This window comes from Cognatitamlana onchidii (genome assembly GCF_004804355.1).
GTDB lineage: Bacteria > Bacteroidota > Bacteroidia > Flavobacteriales > Flavobacteriaceae > Cognatitamlana > Cognatitamlana onchidii.
Genome location: NZ_SRWZ01000003.1, coordinates 274,204 through 295,033, shown reverse-complemented (window position 1 = coordinate 295,033; position 20,830 = coordinate 274,204). Strand labels below are relative to the sequence as shown.

Below are 20,830 nucleotides of genomic sequence, written 5' to 3'. Positions count from 1 at the left end.
CTTGAATAACCTTAGTTCTTAATTTTCAAAAGCGTACTTTATTATATTGGCTCCCATTTTAAGGGCTTTCTCTCGAACATCCTCTGGGTCATTATGTATTTCAGGGTCTTCCCAACCATCCCCTAAATCACTTTCATAAGTAAATAATAGGATTAATCGGTCTGCATGAAAAATGCCAAAAGCTTTTGGTTGTTTGCCATCATGTTCATGAATTTTAGGTAAGCCCTCGGGAAACTTAAAAGCAATATTAAATATCTCATGGCTTGTTGGGATTTCTATCAACGCTTTGTTTGGAAACACTTTCTTCAGTTCAGCAGTTATATAGGGTTCCATACCATAGTTGTCGTCTATATGTAGAAACCCTCCAGATATTAAATAGTTACGCAAATTTTCTACATCAGAATCACTAAAAAATACATGACCGTGTCCAGTCATATGAGTAAATGGGTATTGAAATATATCTGGGCTAGATACTTCAACAGTTTGTGGTTTAAGATCTAATTTGGTGTTTATATTTTGGTTGCAGTACTTAATAAGGTTGGGTAAGGCGGTAGGATTACTATACCAATCGCCACCGCCATTATACTTTAATATGGCGAGCTCTTGGGCATTCAACATAGTTGTTAAAATACAAACCATTAATACAACTAGATAAGGCGCAAATCTCTTCATGCTATTCATTAATAAAGGCTGCAGAATGGCAAGCTACAATAGCAGCTGTTTCTGTTCGTAATCTATTTGGACCTAAAGTTACAGGAATAAAATTATTTGCAAGCGCTAAATTAATTTCTTTAGCAGAAAAATCACCTTCAGGACCAATAAGTATGGTTATATCTTCTTGAGGATCAAGCATTTCTTTTAAAGTCTTTTTACTGGTTTCTTCACAATGCGCAATAAACAAGTTTCCAGACACATTTTGAAACATAAAGTCCTTAAAAGATATGGCTGGATTTAACTTGGGTAAATAGCAGTTTAAAGATTGTTTCATGGCCGATTGCAAAATACGATCGTAACGTTCTGGTTTAATAACTTTGCGTTCGCTATGATCGCAAATAATTGGAGTAATACTATCAATGCCAATTTCTGTAGCTTTCTCTAGAAACCATTCATAGCGGTCATTCATTTTTGTTGGGGCAACAGCGAGATGAAGTTTATAGCCCCGCTCTGGCTGCAATGCTTTTGAAACAATTCTAGCGACACTTTTATGGATGTTGGGAATCACTAGTTCTGCTGTAAATAGCCACCCCTTGCCGTTGGTAATGTGTAGAACATCTCCAGATGATTTTCTTAAAACCTTTATAATATGCTTGCTTTCCTCTTTTTGAAAAGTGAATTGGGTAGTTTCTTCTGTTATGTTAGCGTTATAAAACAGTTGCATAAAATAACGGGGTTTATATTTTTAATCGAGCAGAAGCTACTATGTTTTGATTAGCAAAATCCTGATTTAAATATTTAAGATATCCAACAATGGCAATCATTGCAGCATTATCTGTTGTAAACTCAAATTTAGGAATATAGGTTGTCCAGCCAAATTTTTGTTCACCATCTTTTAATGCTTTTCTTATTCCCGAATTGGCCGAAACCCCACCACCAATGGCGATTTTCTTAATGCCTGTTTGTTTGGTGGCTAATTTTAGTTTATCTATCAGTATGCCTACAATCGTGTATTGAATTGAAGCACAGATATCATTTAAGTTGTTCTCAATAAAGTTCGGATTTGCCGTAGTTTCTTTTTGAATAAAATATAAAATAGCCGTTTTAAGACCCGAAAAACTAAAATCTAAGCCATTTACCTTTGGTTTTGTAAACTTGTAAGCTTTTGGGTTTCCAAGTTGAGCTCGTCTATCAATTTCTGGCCCCGCAGGGTAACCTAAACCTAAAACCTTTCCGCTCTTATCGTAAGCTTCACCAACTGCATCGTCAATGGTTTCACCAATAACTTGCATGTCGAAGTAGTCTGTTACTTGCACTATTTGTGTATGTCCACCAGAAATGGTCATGGCTAAAAAAGGAAAACTTGGTTTATCAAAACCTTTTTCGTCAATAAAATGAGCTAAAATATGGGCTTGCATGTGGTTTACATCGATTAACGGAATATTCAGTCCAAAGGCCAAAGATTTGGCGAAAGACGTTCCTACAAGCAGGCTTCCCATTAACCCTGGTCCCTGAGTAAATGCGATGGCACTTAACTGCGATTTGTCAATATTTGCTTTTTTAAGAGCTTGCGACACCACAGGAACAATATTTTGCTGGTGTGCTCTTGAGGCTAATTCCGGAACCACCCCACCGTATTCTTCATGTATTTTTTGGCTGGCAACAACATTGCTTAAAATACGTCCGTTATAAATAACAGATGCTGCCGTGTCGTCGCATGATGATTCTATCCCTAGAATATAAATATTTTGTGAAGCCATTAATAAATTTTAGGCACAATAATTGTTAATTTTGAAAACTAATGAAAGCATGCAATTCAGCATGTTATTCGTAATTGCAAATGTAGTTTATTCTTATATAAAGTTATAACTTTAGGCCCTATCAAGAAATTTCTTAAAATACTACTAAAAATAGCAAGCATATTTCTGCTTTTGTTCATCATTATGGTGCTTGTTTTGTCTATACCTTTTGTACAAACAAGCCTTGGGAATTATGCGACTAAAAAACTAAATGAGGAGTTTAAAACCAATATTAATATTGATAGAATAAGTATGCAATTCAATGGAGATATTGAGTTGAAAGATATATTAGTAAGAGATTATAAAAATGATACTTTAATAGATATTACCGAGCTAAATACTTCTATATTAAGCTTTAAAAATTTATCAAAAGGCGATTTGGTTTTTGGAGATATAGATATTGAAGGTCTTATATTTAACATTAAAACTTATAGGGGAGAACGCGATACCAATCTTGATTTTTTTGTTAACAAATTTGAAAGTGATAACCCAAGTAAGGAGAAGAGTACCTTTTTATTGTCTTCCAGCGATGTGTCTATTTACGGCGGAACATTCACTATGGCCGATCAAAACAAAGAGACTCCGCAACTTTTTAATTTTAGTGAATTGAATATTAATGCCACAAATTTTTTAATTTATGGAAGTGATGTAAGCATGCGTGTTAATACCATGAATTTTCTTGACAGTCGCGGGCTTAGAATGAAAAACCTAAAAACCAATTTTGCCTATACTTTAACGGGAATGACGTTTGGTGACCTTCAACTAGAAACTCCTAAGTCAAAAATAGATGGAGATTTAAAATTTACATACAAGCGTGAAGATTTACAGTATTTTACAGACAAGGTTAAGGTTTCAGCTTCCTTTCAAGATTCTAAGGTTCAATTAGATGAGTTAAACGTATTTTATAACGAATTTGGAAAGGGGCAGTCGGCTCAATTTAGCGCAGATGTATCTGGAACACTTAATGATTTAAAGGCCCAAAACCTTCGATTAAGGTCAAGAAGAAATACTAGAGTTTATGGTAATCTTCATTTTAAAAACCTTTTTAATAAAGAACCCAATAATTTTTTCATGGATGGGGATTTCCATAGTTTGTCCTCTACATACACCGATTTAAAAAAGCTATTGCCTAATGTATTGGGAGCTTCAATTCCGTCTTCCTTTGAGTCTTTGGGCAGATTTACCATACATGGTAACACACAAATTACATCTGCTAAGGTACTCGCCAATATTTCGATAAATACAGAACTAGGTTTTGTAGATTCTAACCTTGAAATAGACAAGATAGATGATATTGATAACGGTATTTATAATGGAAAAATAGAAATGAAAGACTTCGATTTTGGAGCTTTTTTAAAAGATCCAAAAGTTGGCATAGGTTCTTTAAATTTAACAGTTGATGGTAAAGGTTTTACTGCAGAAGCCCTTAATACAAAGGTAAAAGGGGATGTTTATAGTTTAGAGTTTAATAATTATAAGTATAACGGTATTAAGGTTGCGGGAAATGTTATGGACCGAATTTTCGATGGAAATTTAGTGGTTAATGACAAAAATCTTGACCTTAATTTTACGGGTTTTATCGACTTTTCTGAATATGTTAAAAAATATGATTTTGAAGCTGTTGTAGACTATGCTAATCTTAGAGCCTTAAATTTTGTAAAAAAGGACAGTGTTTCTGTTTTTAGGAGTAAGGTTCGAATGAATATGAATGCAGGGAGTTTTGATGATGCTTTTGGTAAAATTGCTTTTAGTAATACTGTTTATAGAAATGAACATGACGTCTACAAGTTTAATTCTTTCGATATAACATCCCGATTTAATGGCGATATGCGTCATGTTTCAATAAATTCTCCAGATATTATACAAGGGGAAATGAAGGGGAACTTTTTGATAAAAGATTTAAAAAAGCTTTTTGAAAACTCCCTGGGGTATGTTTATTCTAATTACATTCCTAATGAGGTGAAAACAGATCAACATATAGATTTTAATTTTAAGATTTATAATAAGATAGTTGAAGTTATATACCCAGAAATTCAGTTAGGGAAGAATACTTTTATCAAAGGGCGGGTAGAGAGCGATGAAAAACGGTTTAAACTCACATTTAAGTCACCACAAATTAAAGCTTACGATTATTTTGCGAATAATATCGAACTGCAGGTAGATAACAGTAATCCTGTGTTTGATACTTATATTGAGATAGACAGTTTAAATACGAAATTTTATAATGTTTCAAATTTTAGTCTAATTAATGTTACTGTTAACGACACCTTGTTTATGAGGTCTGAATTTAGTGGAGGTAAAAGGAACAAAGATGCTTATAATCTAAATTTTTATCATACTATAAATAAAGCTAACGAGTCGGTTATTGGTTTTAGAAAATCGGATGTCACAATAAAGAATAATAAATGGTTAATTAATGAAGAGAATGATAGTCTACACAAACTATCTTTTGATAAAAAGCTAAGCAAATTAGATATTGATAAGTTTAGGATTAACCATGGCAAGGAAGAAATAATTGTGAACGGTTTTGTTAGGGACTCTACCCAAAAAGATATAAAGCTTAATTTTTCTAACGTTGATTTGCATAAAATAACACCCGATATTGATAGTTTAAGGCTAGATGGAAATGTTAATGGACGCCTAGATATTTTACAACAAAACGGAAGTTATTTACCCAATTCTAATATTGTAATCGATAATTTTAAGGTAAATAGATTTTTATTAGGGTCTTTTGATGCGTCAATAAAAGGAAACGAGTCATTAAGTAATTACCAAGTCAATGCGACAATTAAAAATGATGACTTAAATTCTTTTTCTGCACGCGGCGATATTAATGTTTTAGAGAATGAATCAAATATTGATGTGACCTTGAACTTTGCTGATTTTGATTTGTTTCCGTTAAATCCGTTGCTCGATGGTATTTTATCTAATATTAGAGGAAAGGCCACTGGAGATGTAAAAGTGATTGGCAATCTTAAAAAACCGGATATTAATGGGGAGTTAATTTTGGCAAAAGCTGGCCTTGGCATACCATATTTAAATGTTAATTACGATTTTAATGAACAAGCATCCGTTACATTAAAAAATCAAACCTTTGTTTTTAATAATATTGATCTTACAGATATAAAGCATAGTTCTAAAGGTAGGCTGAATGGTTCTATTAGTCATGTTAATTTCTCTAATTGGAGTCTTGATTTAGGAGTTTCAACGCCTAGATTATTGGTTTTAGATACCGAGGAGTCTGAAGAGGCGCTTTATTATGGTACTGGATTTATTGGAGGTAAAGCCACAATTGTGGGGCCAACAGAGCAATTGGTAATTAACGTAACAGGAGTTACTGAAAAGGGAACCGTATTTAAAATACCACTCAGTGATACGACTACCTTTGGTGATAATACATATATTCATTTTATAACTAAAGAAGAAAAGCGTGCTAAGCAGGAAGGCATAGAGTTAATTGTTGAAAATATTGAAGGTCTTGAACTTGATTTTGATCTAGACCTTACAGAAGATGCCGAAGTAGAGCTGATTATTGATAAGAATATTGGGCATTCGCTAAAAGGTAGAGGTCGAGGCGGAATTCTAGTTGAAATCAATACCAACGGTAAGTTTAATATGTGGGGTGATTTTTCTGTTTTTGAAGGTGTTTATAATTTTGCTTATGGCGGTATTATTAGAAAACAATTTATTGTACAACCAGGAGGAACTATTGCATGGGAGGGAGACCCGCTAAAGGCGCAGATTGATATGCTAGCTATTTATAAAACGAGAGCGAACCCATCTCCGTTATTAGACAGCCCAATAAATAGAACTATACCTGTTGAGCTTAAAATTGCCTTGGTAGGGGATCTTGAACAACCTGAACCCGAGTTTGATTTTGGATTTCCAAATGTTAATTCAACCATCAGGTCCGAGCTAAATTACAGGTTACAAACGCAGGAAGAAAAGCAAAACCAAGCGCTTTTTCTTATTTCATCAGGATCATTTTCAGGAGCGGGTACTAATTTAAATTTTTCTGGAACCATTGCAGAGCGTTTAAATGGCATTGTTAATGGTTTATTTTCCAATAATGATGGTAAACTTAATATAGGTCTTAATTATGAAGCTGGTTCAAATAGGCCAGATTATCAAACAGACGACAGATTTGGGTTTACATTGCAAACTCAAATTAGTGAGCGCGTGTCCATAAATGGTAAGGTTGGGGTTCCAATTGCTGGGAGAGGTCAAAGTCAAACTCAGACTGTCATTGCCGGAGATGTTGAAATTTCATTTTTATTGAATGAAGAAGGTAGTTTAAGAGCCCAGGTATTTAATAAAGAAAATAGTATCAGGAATTTTGGAGAGGCCATTGGGTATACCCAAGGTGTTGGGGTTACCTATAATGTAGATTTTGACACTTTCAAAGAACTCATTCAGAAACTATTTTCTGGTAGTACAGATGTTGAAGAAATAGAGGAAGAAAATCCAGAAGAAAAGCAAGAAAATCCCCTCCCAGATTACATAACAGTTAAGTCATCTTCAGACAAATAACACTTGTTTTTACGGTCGTTTAGAGAAATTTTTATCAACTAAAACGTTGTAGTTTTTAAACTCAATTTAAAATATGATATATGTTATAGAAAAGTGGTTTTTCTTTATTAATTTTACCTGATTAAAAAAAAGAATTGATGCCAAAAACAATAAAAAAAATAGCTGTTCTTACATCTGGAGGAGACTCTCCCGGTATGAATGCCGCTGTTCGATCTGTGGTAAGAACTTGCGCTTTTCATAATGTAGAATGTTACGGCGTTTATCAAGGCTATGAAGGGCTAATTACAGGTGATTTTAAAAAAATGGACGCTAGAAGCGTTAAAGGTATTATCAATAAAGGTGGAACCATATTAAAATCGGCCCGTTCAAAAGAATTTAGAACCAAAGAAGGAAGAGTCAAGGCACATCAAAGTTTAAAAGATGCCGAAATTGATGGGTTAGTTGTTATAGGGGGTGATGGTTCTTTTACTGGAGCACTTATTTTTAATCAAGAGTTTGGTTTTCCAGTAATGGGTATTCCTGGTACTATTGATAATGATATTTTTGGAACATCGCATACGTTAGGTTTCGACACTGCCCTAAATACCGTGGTAGATGCCATCGATAAAATAAGGGATACGGCAAGTTCTCATAATAGACTGTTTTTTATTGAAGTAATGGGACGTGACGTTGGGCATATTGCTTTAAATGCAGGTATAGCAGGGGGCGCTGAGGAGATATTAATTCCAGAAGAAGATTTAGGTCTGGATAGGCTTGTTGAGTCTTTGCGTAGAAGTAAAAAATCAGGAAAAAGCTCGAGTATCGTAATAGTGGCCGAAGGCGATAAAATAGGTAAAAATATTTTTGAGCTTAAGGACTACGTTGATGAAAATATGGAAGGGTATGATGTTAGAGTTTCTGTCCTTGGCCATATGCAACGTGGTGGTGCACCATCTTGTTTCGATAGGGTTTTGGCAAGTAGAATGGGGGTGAAAGCAGTTGAGTCTATACTTAACGGTCAAACCAATTATATGGTTGGACTTATAAACGGCAAAATGGAATTAACACCTTTAGATAACGCTATTAAAGGAAAAACAAAAATAAACTTAGAATTATTGCGTGTCTCAGATATCATGAGCACTTAACATTTATAAACACGATTATGTCAAAATTAAAAATTGGAATTAACGGATTTGGTAGAATAGGTAGAATTGCTTTTAGAGTAGCAGCTTCAAGACCTGATATCGAAATAGTAGGAATCAACGATTTATTAGATGTTGATCACTTAGCATATTTATTAAAGTACGATTCTGTTCACGGAAGATTTAACGGAACAGTAGATATAAACAATGGAAACTTAGTTGTAAACGGAAACGAAATTCGAATTACTGCAGAACGTAACCCAGAAGATTTAAAGTGGGATGCTGTTGGAGCAGAAGTTGTTTTAGATTGTACAGGTATTTTTACAACTCTAGACAAAGCACAAGCTCACATTACGGCCGGGGCTAAGAAAGTAGCAATTTCTGCACCTTCTGCTGATGCACCAATGTTTGTTATGGGAGTAAATCATGACAAAATTACGGCTAATGATACCATCGTATCTAACGCTTCTTGTACAACCAACTGTTTAGCGCCTTTAGCTAAAGTTATTGATGATAACTTTGGTATTGTGGAAGGTTTAATGACTACAGTTCATGCAACAACAGCAACTCAAATGACTGTTGATGGTCCTTCTAAAAAAGACTGGAGAGGTGGTAGAAGTGCTTTGGCTAATATCATTCCTTCTTCAACAGGAGCTGCTAAGGCAGTAGGGAAAGTTATTCCTGAATTAAACGGTAAATTAACAGGTATGGCATTTAGAGTGCCAACTCCAGATGTATCAGTAGTTGATTTAACTGTAAGAACAGAAAAATCTGCCTCTTGGGACGAAGTTAAAGCTGCTTTAAAATCTGCTTCTGAAGGTGCATTAAACGGTGTTTTAGGGTATACTGAAGAATTAGTAGTTTCTCAAGATTTTGTTTCAGAAGCTCAAACAAGTGTGTTTGATGCGGGTGCAAGTATTGCCTTAAATGATAACTTCTTTAAGTTAGTATCTTGGTACGATAATGAGTTTGGTTATTCAACAAAGTTAGTTGACTTAGCACAACACATTGCATCTGTAAAATAATATTAAAATATTAATACATAGCTCCACAGAAGTATTGTGTGTAACACATGACACTGTGGAGTTTTTTTATCTTTATACTTATGATTTTAATTGTTGATAGTGGTTCTACAAAGTCAGATTGGTTGGCTGTAGACAAAAACGGAAATAAATTAATGGAAAAGGTGAGGACTAAAGGTCTTAATCCAGCCATACTCAGTGAAAAGAAACTATATAAAATCATTAAAAAGAGTGAAGATTTAAAAGCACATAAAGAGGAAGTAACACATGTTTTCTTTTACGGCGCTGGTTGTGGCACAGAAAACCCCAAGCTAATGCTTAAAGGGGTGCTGGAAGATATTTTTTCGAATGCGCATGTAGAGGTTAATGAGGATACCTTAGCTGCTGTTTATTCTACTATAAATCACCCTAATGAAGCCGCTGTGGTTTGTATTATGGGAACAGGGTCGAACTGTAGTTATTTTGACGGAGAAAAACTGCATCAACGTGTAATTTCTTTAGGTTATACATTAATGGATGACGCTTCAGGAAACTATTATGGAAAACAATTAATAAGAGATTATTATTTTAATCATATGCCAGAGAATGTAAAAGTGGCTTTTGGTGCAAAGTTTAATATGGACTCCGATTTTATTAAGTATAATCTTTACAAACAACCAAACCCAAATGCTTACTTAGCAAGTTTTGCCGAGTTTATGTTCTTGCACAAGGATTCGGAGTATACTATAAACCTCATTAAAAATGGAATTAGGCTATTTGCTAGAAACATGATTTTGCAATATAAGGAAGAGCTTAAAACGGTTCCTGTGCATTTCGCTGGATCTATCGCATTTTTCTCGCAAAAAGAAATCAGGGAGGTTGCAGACGAAATGGGTTTTAAAGTTGGTAATTTTGAACGCAGGCCTATTGATGGCTTAGTACCGTTTCATACTAGAGACATAGAATAAATTTTAGCAATCCTTAAAAGTGCCTGATCATTGCGCAATTTATATTTCAAATAATGAAAATAAAAAGGAACTTCTTCAAGGTTTAAGTTCGGGTAATCTTTTATCAGAGCTTAAACAACAAAGAGGTGCCGTTTTTTCTAATGTTACTCTCAATAAATTTATTGAAGAAGAAGAACGACATGGTCGTTTCGATATAAAAACGCTAACTGAAAATACACTAAAGAATTCTTCTGAAGGCGAACGAAAAAAAGCCTTGTTGAATCATTTATTGTCAAAGGCAGATTTTGAATACCTTGTTTTAGATAATGTTTTTGATGGTCTCGACATCAAGTCTCAATCAAGAATTAAAACCTTGCTGTTTCGTATTTCGCGGAAAACGCGATTGATTCAAGTAACAACAAGAAAGAGAGATGTTTTATTCTTTACTCGAAAGTTTTATGTTTTCAAATTGGGTAAACTAAACGAACAAAGTAGTTTGGAAAACATATACACTTCAAAATTTGATTTCTTTTCAAAAGACTTACCAAAACCAGTTTTTAAGGAATTTAAGAGTTATGTCCCGTTAATAGCGTTGAAAAACGTGAGCTTAAAGTATGGTAACAGAGGAATTCTTGATAATATTTCTTGGGAAATACAGCCTAATGAGTTTTGGCAACTCGTGGGGCCTAACGGTTCAGGTAAAAGTACCATGGTGTCACTGATTTCTGGAGATAACCCTAGGGCCTATGGACAAAATATAACGTTGTTTGATATAAAAAAAGGGAGTGGTGAATCTGTATGGGATATTAAGAAGAATATTGGATTTTACGCTTCAGAATTAATGCGAGGTTTTAAACGAAATACATCTGTTTTAAATATGATTATTTCGGGCTTTGTAGATTCTGTAGGTTTGTATAAATACCCTACAGACGAGCAAAAACGGATAGCTTATCAATGGTTAGAATTATTGAATATGAACCATCTTAAACAGAAAAGTTTTCAGCTTTTATCTGATGGACATAAACGCTTAGTACTCATTGCTAGGGCAATGGTAAAGCATCCACCTTTGCTTATTTTAGATGAGCCTATTAATGGATTGGATGATCATGATATTTATATATTTTCACAGTTAGTCAATAAAATTGCCAAAGAAAGCAGAACGGCTATTATTTATATCTCGCACAGAGAAGAGTTATATATAAAACCCGATAAAATATTTAAACTTATCCCTAGTAACAATGGATCCATAGGCAAAATAGGGACACCATAGTTTTCCTTTTAGGTGTTATAAACCCTATTTTCTTGTTCATTTACTCGTATAAATGTAGTGCGCTTAGTGAGCTCTTTTAGTCTGGACGCTCCAACATAGGTGCAGGTGCTTCTTAAACCACCTAAAATATCTTGTAACGTGCTGTCAACGTTTCCTTTGTATAATACTTCAACAGTTTTTCCTTCACTAGCTCTATAATTTGCAACACCACCAACATGTTTTTTCATAGCTGTTTCAGAACTCATTCCGTAGAAGCGTTTGAATGAAGCCCCATTTTTTTCAATAATTTCACCACCGCTTTCATCGTGGCCAGAAAGCATACCACCAAGCATTACAAAATCGGCACCGGCACCAAAGGCTTTAGCAACATCTCCAGGACTTGTACAACCTCCATCACTAATAATTTGGCCTCCTAGACCATGAGCTGCGTCTGCACATTCAATAATAGCTGATAGCTGGGGGTATCCAACCCCTGTTTTAACCCTTGTTGTACAAACAGAACCTGGACCAATCCCTACCTTAACAATATCGGCACCAGAGAGCAATAACTCTTCAACCATTTCGCCAGTTACCACATTACCCGCAATAATAACTTTATCAGGATATTTGGTTCGGGTTTCTTTAACATAATTGGCAAAATGTTCAGAGTACCCGTTAGCTACGTCAATGCAAATAAATTGAAGGTCGGGGAAATTACTTATAATATTTTTAAGCTTTTCAGAATCTTTTTGACTAATTCCAGTGCTTACTGCTATGCTACTATAAATGTTACTAGAAACGAAGGATAAAAAAGACCGCCACTCCTCAATGGTATAATGCTTATGTATGGCTGTAAAAAGACCTTCGTTTGATAAGGCTTGAGCCATTTCAAAAGTACCAACAGTGTCCATGTTGGCAGCCATTACAGGAATACCTTTCCAAATTTTAGGGCTATGTAAAAATTTAAATTCTCTTTCTAAGTTGACTTCAGACCTGCTTTTTAATGTAGAGCGTTTAGGACGTATCATAACATCTTTAAAGCCTAGCTTTATATCATATTCTATTCTCATGTTTTACGATTTTGTGGACTTACAGTTTATTAAAATTAGTAAAATAAATATGAAATATAATTTTTCGTACGTTTTATCGGTTGTTTTTAATTACTATCTTTATACTTGGTAATTTTTTAGGTAATAAGAATGAAATTGGTCCCAGATTTTATTAAATCTATAAAAATGAAAAAGAAGCTTTCCTTTTTCATTTTTATCTGTATTGCCGCTATTTTAGTTATTGGTTATTTTTTTCTGGAAAAGAAGATTTATACAGAAAGTGCCGCTATTTTTTTGTTTGTTTTAGCCGTTATTCAAGTTTTCGGGTTACAATATTTTCTTAAAAATCAGCTTAAGAATGATGTTGTAAAAGATAATTTAAGGCTTAGGATTGTTGAGTTAAAGGAAAGTTTGGAAGCTGCCGAAAGGCTGGCAGACCATAAGTCTATTTACTTGTCTAATATGAGCTACGAGGTTAGAATACCTTTAAGTACAGTTTTAGGGATGCTCAATATGCTTAAGCAAGGTGAATTGAATATAGACCAAAAGGCTCAAGTTGAAATAGCAGAATATTCGGCAAAACACCTACTGCAATTGGTGCATATGGTTACCGATAATGCGGAAGTTGAACAAGGGGATATTGAACTAAACGCTTCGACAGTCGACTTAAAAGCGGATCTATCGGCGCTATTCAAAGTATTTGAATATCAAATGATTGATAAGGGATTAAGCTTTGACTATAAATTTTTATCTGAGGAAAAAGAGCGCTTTTTAGTTTTGGCCGACTCAGCTAGAATTCAGCAGGTACTAATTAATTTAATAAATAATGCCATTAAGTTTACAAATTCTGGTGGTATATCGGTAATTGTTGATCAATCCGTTGGGATTGATGATACGCAAATAATTACTTTTTATGTTAAGGATACTGGTATAGGGATGAATCAGTTGGAAGTAAATAGGGCATTGTCAAACCTAGAAATTGGACATAATGATGGTATGATGAAAGACTATAGAGGAGGCGGTATAGGTCTAAATATTTCGCAACGATTAGTTAAAATAATGGGCGGTACCCTTAAAATTGAAACTAAGGAAAACGAAGGATCAACCTTTTATTTTAGTCTTCAACTAAAGAAAACCTTAAGTCTAAAAGCTGAAGAAATAGTTAATAAACCTATTTTTAATGAGCATTTTAGAGTGTTGGTGGCGGAGGATAATCTAACCAATCAAAAGGTAATTAAGTTTTTATTAGAACGCCAAGGGGCAGAATGTACTTTTGCTCATAACGGGGTGGAGGCCTTGGAGTTATACAAAATTCTTGATTTCGACTTGATATTTATGGATATTTATATGCCAGATATGAATGGATATGAAGCCACAAAATATATTAAGGAAACCGAGAAGTTTAAGACCAGTCAAACACCAATAATTGGAGTTTCTGCCAGTGCATTTAAAGATGATATTGAAAAGGCAAAAGACTCTGGGATAGACGATTTCCTTTCTAAACCTATAGAGGTAAAACGTTTAAAGCTCTTATTGAAGAAATACTCCAATAATAAAAATGCATCTGCTTGAACGTGAACTACATTTTGGCAATTAAGCTAATTTCTACGTTAACATTTTTAGGAAGTCGAGCAACTTCAACCGTTTCACGAGCAGGGGCTTCAGATTCTTCAAAATAACTTCCATAAACCTTATTTATACTATTAAATTGGTCCATATTCTTAATGAAAATAGATGTTTTAATAACATTTTTAAAAGTCATATTAGCCGCTTTTAAAATAGCTTCTAGGTTTAACATGACTTGAGTGGTTTCTGTCTCGATATTTCCAAGTGTTAATTCACCAGATTTAGGGTGAATAGCTATTTGCCCAGAAGTATATAAGGTGTTATCAGTTAATATGGCTTGACTATAAGGACCAATGGGGGCTGGAGCGTTTTTAGTGTTAATTATAGTTTTCATAATGACGTTTAGTGTTGAAAAAAGTTGTCTATCTATTTAACTGAATATCTTGCTGCCTACGTTTCTCATATTTAAGGTCCTGAAGCATGCTTGCTTTTATACCTATAAAGAAATTCCAAGACTTGTATGGGCCAAAAGGAGTCCAGCTAAAATTCATACGCCAGCTCTGTAAGTCTCTTGCAAACCTTAGCTGCGTAGGGGTAAACCCTAGATTTTTAAAATCATAGCCAGATGAGGCCCCTATGGACCAGTTTTCGGTAAGTTCAATATCGCCCGAAAACATAAGGGAATGAGACGAAATCTCATTTTGCCTTCGAGAATTTGAGTAGTTTACAGCATACGCCAACCTTAAATTCCAAGGTATTTTATGGTTGTAAAAAGCTGTTTTTTCATCATCATCACTGTCTTCGTCTTCATTGCTATAATCGGTTTTTTGTGCTCTTGAAAAATCTTCTGACACACCGAATAAATCATCATCGCGCCCACCTCCTTGAAAGTTTTCGTCCCTATTTCTGTCTTTATTATCCTTGGTGCCTCCTCCTTTGTTTGAAAAAGACCAACTGGCATTTACATTTCCGCTAGTTAATCTAAACAAGCTTCCTCCATTATCAATATTAAAAACATCAATTCTATTGTTATTGTTATCAAGAGCATAAGGGTCTAGTGTGGCACCAAAATTTACACTTAGCTTATTGTCAAAGAATTGGGTGCCTCCACTCATTCTTACTGGGCTCCATTTAAGCGAATCTCCAGCAACGTTATATGAAGTCGAAAGGTTTAGATTGTTAAGAAGAATAATTTTTTTAGCCTCAGTGGCAGTACTGTCTTTATCTCTTACTTTTGCCTCAAAATTATTGCCTAAAGACAAGCCCACAGAACTTGAAAATGTCTTGTTAGGTACGCCAAAAATACTTTCCTCAAATCTTGTATACTCAACATCTCTAGCCGTATTGCCATCGGCATCAATAACCTCGTAAGTATCGTAGTATTGGTCAAAAGCGGGATTAATATTATAACTAATGGATGGCCTCATAACATGCCTTATAGCTTTTAGTTTAGAGTCTTTACCCTCTTTTTCAAAATTAAACATACCATAAATGGTAGTTCCAACGCTTGTGCTAAAATTATAGGTCCTAAAGGCATCAAAACCATTTATGGTTTCAGTTACTTCTTCCTCTTCAATAGGATCATAAAACTTGTTAACGGTCTTAAAGGTCCATACTTCATTGTAATTAGTGCTAGCGCTTACACTAAAATGTTTAAATACTTTAAAGTTTGTTGTAAGCGGAATAGAGTGCTGAAACCCCGATTTAGCATCATCGAACATACCCGGTTTAAAAAACAAGGAGTCTGTAGTTTGAATTCTATTTTCGGCTCTTAAATTATACTGAAAGTTTACATTTTGAATAATCCCTTTTTTTGAACCAGATTTAGAAGCAAAGGGATAAATTCTACTCACACTACCTTGTAAAGTTGGTAGTGTCATGTTAATCTGCTCTGTTTGGGTGTTTTGCGAGTGCGATGCCGTAACACTAAAGTTAACCTGGGGTTCTCCACTGAATGTTTTGGAGTACGAGACAGACGATGCTAGCGTGTTGTTTAACCTGTTTGGAACGTTGACCTGATTATTGGACAACTGATAGTAATTACTACTTCCTAAGTTAACGGAAGCAGAAAATCTGGAGCTTGGATTGGCTTTAGAGTCCTGACTATGGCTCCAACGGATATTATATACGGTACTTTTGGCATAATCGGGGAAACCACGTTCACTTACAATAAAGCTTTCATATCGTACACTCACATTTCCTCTAAATTTATAGCGCTTGGCATAGGTGTTTTCCAAACGCATGGCGTAACTACCATTGGTGTAGTAGTCTCCAAGAACAGTCAAATCTAAGTAATCGTTAATGGCAAAATAATAGCCACCATTTTGTAGAAAATATCCACGATCATTTTGTTCACCAAACGTTGGAATAATAATACCAGAGGTTTGTTTTTCACTTTGAGGAAAGAAACCAAAGGGTAATCCAACAGGTGTCGGCACATCATAGATGAAAATATTGGCCAAACCTGTAACAATTTTTTTACCAGGTACAATTTTAGCTTTTCTCAATTTGATATAATAATCGGGGTCTTCCAGATTTGTAGCAGTTGTATACCTCGCATTTCTTACAAAATATACCGAATCATTTTCTTTTTTTGTTAATTGTGAAACGACAGTGCCTTCTCCTTGTTCTGTTTGCGAATTGTAGATTAGGGCTTTCTGACTATCTGTATTAAAAACAATAGAATCGGGTTCAACAATATTACTACCTTGCGTGAAAACAGGCTTTTGCGTATACCCCTCAGTAGAGTCAATAATACCTCTGGCATAAACTGTACTGGTACTATAATCTATGGTAATTCTTCCAGCTTCAATACTCATATCTCCATATTCAATTCTAGCTTGGTTATACAAGTGGAGCTGGTGTTTTTTATTATTGAATTTAGTATAGTCCTCAGCGTGATAAACAACTTTGTTCTCAAGTAATTCTTTTTGGGGTTTAACAGAGTCTATTGCTACAGAATCTTGTTCCTTTTGGGGGAGCTTAGGAATATCTAAACTATCCGAACTTAATAAAACAGTTTCTGCTTTTATTGCTATGGGTTCAATAACCGATCGTTCAATGCTTTGTCTTTTATTGGGGATGTCTTGAGCGTAGCTAAACGTGTTAATAAACACTGTAAAACTTAGTGCAAAAAGTATTTTAAACTTGTTTGTGTGCAACGCTTTTAAATGTATTTTTGTAAAAGTATGGCTCGGTTTTTGAAAAGCCAAAATTACATATATTTTTCTGGGATTGATTTAATATTTTATTAAAAATTTTTGTTTGAAATATTGCACAATTTCAACACATAATAAACCGAGAATTTTAATCGTTAATTTGTGTAATGGCCACTATTTTAGGTTCCTACTTTACGCTAAATTAGATAACGATTAAAGAAAATTTAGTAACTACATGAAAACGCGAAACATATTATATTTATTATCTTTTTTGTTAGTATTAACAAACTCATCTTTTATTGACATCGATGAGACGGATACAATGAAAAAGTTTGTGGTAGTTTTAGATGCTGGTCATGGCGGGAAAGACCCTGGGAATTTAGGTAATGGCTATAAAGAAAAAGATATAGCTCTTAAAATTGTTTTGGCAGTAGGAAAAGAGTTAGAGAAAAACCCCAATATAAAAGTTATATATACAAGAAAGAAGGATGAATTTGTCGATTTATTCGTAAGAGGAAAAATTGCTAATAAGGCCAAGGCAGATTTATTCGTATCCGTTCATTGTGATTCGCATCATACGCAAGCTTATGGTGCTGGTACATTCGTGCTTGGAACTCACAGAAATAAAACAAATTTTGAAGTTGCTAAAAAGGAAAACTCAGTAATTTTTATGGAGGAGGATTACGAAAAGAACTATGCTGGGTTTGATCCAAATTCACCCGAATCAGTTATGAGTATTCTTTTAAGTCAAGAAGAGTATCTAGATCAAAGCATAAAACTAGCAGGACTTATACAAAATAACTTTGCGAATAAGCTAAAACGTAAAAATCGTAAAGTAAAGCAGGCCGGTTTTATTGTGCTTCATCAAACGGTTATGCCAAGCGTATTGGTTGAATTAGGCTTTTTAACAAACAAAAGTGAAGGCGCCTATTTAAACTCAAAGAAAGGGCAACGAGAAATGGCAATGGCCATTAAAGATGCTATTGTTGAATATAAAACCAGTCTAGAGGAGAATGTCGCTACTTATGAAACTGAAGCAATAGATGATAAAACAGTCGAATTTAATGACATTATGTTTAAAATTCAAATTGCAGCGAGTTCTAAGTCTCTAGAAACTAAACCATACAATTTTAATGGTTTAAGTGATATCTCCAAAACCAAGGAGGGATCCCTATATAAATACTTTTATGGTAAGACTTCAAATTATGATGGGGCTAAAGAATTAGAGCAAGAAGCTAGAGCTAAAGGTTATAAATCTTGTTTTATCGTAGCCTATAAAGAAGGAAAAAAAGTCCCATTGGCAGAAGCTTTAAAATGAACTTACAATTAATCAAGTTCTTTTTAAAATTATATTAAATTTGTTTATTAAACGATAGGGATTTTGAAAATAACCAGAGAAGTTAAAACAGGAGTACTCGCAATATTAGGAATCATTCTTTTTATTTTTGGGTTTAATTATTTAAAAGGTGAAAACATATTAAGTTCATCGCGGGTTTTCTTTACAGAATATAGTAATGTTGAAGGGCTTGTGGTATCTACCCCTGTAACTATTAGTGGTTTGCCAGTTGGTAAGGTTTTGGATATAACTTTTAAGGAAGATGGCTCAGGAAAACTTATAGTAAAACTTTTGGTTGATAGTGATTTTGAATTTTCGGTTAATAGTAGGGCAGAACTTTATGAAACAGGATTAATTGGAGGGAAAGCCATTGCTATTATGCCTGCGTTCGATGGAGCAGAAGTAGCCCAAAATGGAGCCTATTTAAAAAGTGGTAAAAAAGCAGGTTTAACAGATTTAGTAAATCAGCGGCTAACACCACTTCAAGAAAAAATAGAGGTCATGATGGTAAGTGCCGATGGTGTGCTTCAAAATTTAAATGAAGTTTTTGATGAAAAGACAAAAGCAAACTTAAAGAAGAGCATCGAGGAATTAAGTTATACAATGGCTTCGTTTAAGGAAACCTCGTCAACCCTCAATAAATTAATGATTGATAATCAGCAGAATATTGATACCGTACTTACAAATGCCCGAATTATTTCTGGAAATTTGAGTAAGGTGACTAAATCTTTGGCCGATTCTAATTTAGATGAAACCATAAAAAGTCTAGAGTCTACGCTAAATAGTTTTAATGGCGTGCTTAGTGACATGCAAAATGGACAAGGCTCGATTGGAAAACTTTTAAAAGATGAGGCCTTATATGACAATTTAGAAGCCGCTTCTAAGGAATTGGAAGAACTTTTAAGAGATATAAAACTACACCCAAATAGGTATAGACGCATTTTATCTAAAAAGGAAATTCCTTATCAAGATAATATAGAAGAAACGAAATAAGTATGTCATATTTATCAAATATTTTATTTGCCTTAATACTCATTGCGGGTATTGGCTACTTTATAAGGAATATAAAGAAGTTAATTCGTAACATTAAGTTAGGTAAAAAGGTCGATGTTAGTGATAATAGGTCGCAACGATGGCGAAATATGGCTATGATTGCTTTAGGTCAAAGTAAGATGGTGCGTAGGCCAGTATCTGGACTTCTTCATGTTATTGTATACCTAGGATTTATAATTATTAATCTAGAAGTTCTCGAGATAGTTTTAGACGGATTCTTTGGCACACATCGTTTGGGACTAAAAGTATTACCAGTTTCATTGTATGGTTTTTTAATAGGTACGTTCGAGGTATTGGCATGTTTAGTATTTATCTCTGTTATTATATTTTGGATACGCAGGAACCTTTTAAAATTATCACGCTTTTGGAAAAGTGAAATGACTAGCTGGCCTAAAAACGATGGGAATTTTATCTTATATTTTGAAATGGTATTAATGACTTTGTTTTTGGTAATGAATGCTTCTGATGTAGAATTTCAAGCCTTAAACTCAGGAAATATTATTAGTCAATATATAACACCGTGGTTTAGCGGTATGGACACCAGTGTATTACATGTTATAGAAAGAGCTGCATGGTGGTTACACATTATAGGTATTTTAGTGTTCTTGAATTACTTGTATTTTTCTAAGCATTTACACATTCTACTGGCTTTTCCTAATACCTTTTATGGTAATTTAAAGCCCATGGGGCAAATGACTAACGTTGAGTCGGTTACCAAGGAAGTTAAAATGATGATGGATCCAAATGTAGATCCGTTTACGGCCCCGGTAGAAGGCGCAGAAGATGATGTTCCAGAAAAATTTGGAGCTAGTGATGTTCAAGATTTAAGTTGGGTTCAATTGCTTAACGCTTATACCTGTACGGAATGTGGTCGATGTACTAGCGAATGTCCTGCTAACCAAACAGGTAAAAAACTGTCGCCTCGAAAAATTATGATGGATACTCGCGATAGGTTAGAAGAAGTAGGGAAGAATCTTGATGCTAACAAAGGCGAGTTTAAAGATGACGGAAAACAATTATTAGACGATTATATTTCTAAAGAAGAACTTTGGGCCTGCACATCATGTAATGCTTGTGTTGAGGCGTGTCCGGTAAGTATCGATCCACTTTCAATTATATTGGAAATGCGTCGTTATTTAGTTATGGAGCAATCAGCGGCTCCAGCAGAGTTAAATAGTATGATGACAAATATTGAAAACAATGGTGCACCTTGGCCATATAATCAAATGGATAGGTTAAACTGGAAAAACGAGGCCTAAGGTGTCAGGTAAATTTATTATCTAATATAAATAATTTGGGCGTTACCTATATCCTGAATTTGGTTCAGTATATAGGTCGGGCTTTCGGCAGTCGCTCTCTATGAGTAG

At 34.5% G+C, this 20,830-nt stretch carries 15 protein-coding genes; 9 read left to right on the top strand and 6 right to left on the bottom strand.

The window, feature by feature from the left end:
- Positions 1 to 18 precede the first annotated feature (18 nt).
- Genes E5D58_RS07550 through tsaD form a run of 3 tightly spaced genes read right to left on the bottom strand, consistent with a single transcriptional unit; the run spans position 19 to position 2,414 of the window.
- Complete coding sequence (locus E5D58_RS07550; protein ID WP_136481243.1) at positions 19 to 672, bottom strand: DUF4159 domain-containing protein; 654 nt, start codon at positions 670 to 672, stop codon at positions 19 to 21.
- A gap of 1 nt (position 673) precedes the next feature.
- Positions 674 to 1,378 (bottom strand): 16S rRNA (uracil(1498)-N(3))-methyltransferase, encoded by a 705-nt coding sequence (locus E5D58_RS07545; protein WP_136481242.1) that lies wholly within the window; start codon positions 1,376 to 1,378, stop codon positions 674 to 676.
- A gap of 13 nt (positions 1,379 to 1,391) precedes the next feature.
- On the bottom strand, positions 1,392 to 2,414 hold the full coding sequence (tsaD, locus tag E5D58_RS07540) for a tRNA (adenosine(37)-N6)-threonylcarbamoyltransferase complex transferase subunit TsaD (RefSeq protein ID WP_136481241.1): 1,023 nt from the start codon (positions 2,412 to 2,414) through the stop codon (positions 1,392 to 1,394).
- Positions 2,415 to 2,600: 186 nt separating this feature from the next.
- Between tsaD and E5D58_RS07535 the strand changes: the two genes are divergently transcribed.
- From E5D58_RS07535 to E5D58_RS07515, 5 genes are all read left to right on the top strand, one after another.
- Complete coding sequence (locus E5D58_RS07535; protein WP_235835877.1) at positions 2,601 to 6,983, top strand: translocation/assembly module TamB domain-containing protein; 4,383 nt, start codon at positions 2,601 to 2,603, stop codon at positions 6,981 to 6,983.
- A gap of 137 nt (positions 6,984 to 7,120) precedes the next feature.
- On the top strand, positions 7,121 to 8,107 hold the full coding sequence (gene pfkA, locus E5D58_RS07530) for a 6-phosphofructokinase (RefSeq protein ID WP_136481239.1): 987 nt from the start codon (positions 7,121 to 7,123) through the stop codon (positions 8,105 to 8,107).
- A 17-nt stretch (positions 8,108 to 8,124) separates the two neighbouring features.
- Positions 8,125 to 9,129 carry a type I glyceraldehyde-3-phosphate dehydrogenase gene (gene gap, locus E5D58_RS07525; RefSeq protein WP_136481238.1) on the top strand — a complete coding sequence of 335 codons (1,005 nt, stop codon included), beginning with the start codon at positions 8,125 to 8,127 and terminating at the stop codon, positions 9,127 to 9,129.
- 80 nt (positions 9,130 to 9,209) lie between these two features.
- Positions 9,210 to 10,073, top strand: a complete 864-nt coding sequence (locus E5D58_RS07520; RefSeq protein ID WP_136481237.1) for an N-acetylglucosamine kinase — start codon at positions 9,210 to 9,212, stop codon at positions 10,071 to 10,073.
- A 19-nt stretch (positions 10,074 to 10,092) separates the two neighbouring features.
- Positions 10,093 to 11,322: an ATP-binding cassette domain-containing protein gene (locus E5D58_RS07515; protein WP_136481236.1), complete on the top strand. Its 1,230-nt coding sequence runs from the start codon at positions 10,093 to 10,095 to the stop codon at positions 11,320 to 11,322.
- Between the two features lie 8 nt (positions 11,323 to 11,330).
- Here the strand turns inward: E5D58_RS07515 and E5D58_RS07510 are convergent, their stop codons facing one another.
- The gene (locus E5D58_RS07510) at positions 11,331 to 12,371 is read right to left on the bottom strand and encodes a GMP reductase (protein ID WP_136481235.1); all 1,041 of its coding nucleotides are present in this window, start codon (positions 12,369 to 12,371) and stop codon (positions 11,331 to 11,333) included.
- A gap of 165 nt (positions 12,372 to 12,536) precedes the next feature.
- Between E5D58_RS07510 and E5D58_RS07505 the strand changes: the two genes are divergently transcribed.
- Positions 12,537 to 13,922, top strand: coding sequence for a response regulator (locus tag E5D58_RS07505; RefSeq protein WP_168796655.1), 1,386 nt, complete (start codon positions 12,537 to 12,539; stop codon positions 13,920 to 13,922).
- Positions 13,923 to 13,929: 7 nt separating this feature from the next.
- Here E5D58_RS07505 and E5D58_RS07500 read toward each other — a convergent pair whose 3' ends face one another.
- Entirely contained in the window at positions 13,930 to 14,310 is a 381-nt protein-coding gene (locus E5D58_RS07500) for a Rid family detoxifying hydrolase (protein ID WP_136481233.1), read from the bottom strand.
- Positions 14,311 to 14,338: 28 nt separating this feature from the next.
- Positions 14,339 to 17,128: a putative LPS assembly protein LptD gene (locus E5D58_RS07495; RefSeq protein WP_136481232.1), complete on the bottom strand. Its 2,790-nt coding sequence runs from the start codon at positions 17,126 to 17,128 to the stop codon at positions 14,339 to 14,341.
- A gap of 181 nt (positions 17,129 to 17,309) precedes the next feature.
- Here E5D58_RS07495 and E5D58_RS07490 point away from each other — a divergent pair, with 181 nt between their 5' ends.
- The 3 genes from E5D58_RS07490 (at position 17,310) to E5D58_RS07480 (ending at position 20,722) form a co-directional block, all read left to right on the top strand.
- The gene (locus E5D58_RS07490) at positions 17,310 to 18,392 is read left to right on the top strand and encodes an N-acetylmuramoyl-L-alanine amidase family protein (protein WP_136481231.1); all 1,083 of its coding nucleotides are present in this window, start codon (positions 17,310 to 17,312) and stop codon (positions 18,390 to 18,392) included.
- A 63-nt stretch (positions 18,393 to 18,455) separates the two neighbouring features.
- Positions 18,456 to 19,403: an MlaD family protein gene (locus E5D58_RS07485; protein ID WP_136481230.1), complete on the top strand. Its 948-nt coding sequence runs from the start codon at positions 18,456 to 18,458 to the stop codon at positions 19,401 to 19,403.
- Positions 19,404 to 19,405: 2 nt separating this feature from the next.
- Positions 19,406 to 20,722 (top strand): (Fe-S)-binding protein, encoded by a 1,317-nt coding sequence (locus E5D58_RS07480; protein ID WP_136481229.1) that lies wholly within the window; start codon positions 19,406 to 19,408, stop codon positions 20,720 to 20,722.
- The last annotated feature ends 108 nt before the right edge of the window (positions 20,723 to 20,830 follow it).

Coding starts and splice junctions, on each gene's coding strand:
- E5D58_RS07500 (WP_136481233.1), bottom strand. CDS start 14,310: ATGAAAACTATAATTAACACTAAAAACGCTCCAGCCCCCATTGGTCCT.
- pfkA (WP_136481239.1), top strand. CDS start 7,121: ATGCCAAAAACAATAAAAAAAATAGCTGTTCTTACATCTGGAGGAGAC.
- tsaD (WP_136481241.1), bottom strand. CDS start 2,414: ATGGCTTCACAAAATATTTATATTCTAGGGATAGAATCATCATGCGAC.
- E5D58_RS07520 (WP_136481237.1), top strand. CDS start 9,210: ATGATTTTAATTGTTGATAGTGGTTCTACAAAGTCAGATTGGTTGGCT.
- gap (WP_136481238.1), top strand. CDS start 8,125: ATGTCAAAATTAAAAATTGGAATTAACGGATTTGGTAGAATAGGTAGA.
- E5D58_RS07545 (WP_136481242.1), bottom strand. CDS start 1,378: ATGCAACTGTTTTATAACGCTAACATAACAGAAGAAACTACCCAATTC.
- E5D58_RS07505 (WP_168796655.1), top strand. CDS start 12,537: ATGAAAAAGAAGCTTTCCTTTTTCATTTTTATCTGTATTGCCGCTATT.
- E5D58_RS07490 (WP_136481231.1), top strand. CDS start 17,310: ATGAAAACGCGAAACATATTATATTTATTATCTTTTTTGTTAGTATTA.
- E5D58_RS07510 (WP_136481235.1), bottom strand. CDS start 12,371: ATGAGAATAGAATATGATATAAAGCTAGGCTTTAAAGATGTTATGATA.
- E5D58_RS07480 (WP_136481229.1), top strand. CDS start 19,406: ATGTCATATTTATCAAATATTTTATTTGCCTTAATACTCATTGCGGGT.
- E5D58_RS07550 (WP_136481243.1), bottom strand. CDS start 672: ATGAAGAGATTTGCGCCTTATCTAGTTGTATTAATGGTTTGTATTTTA.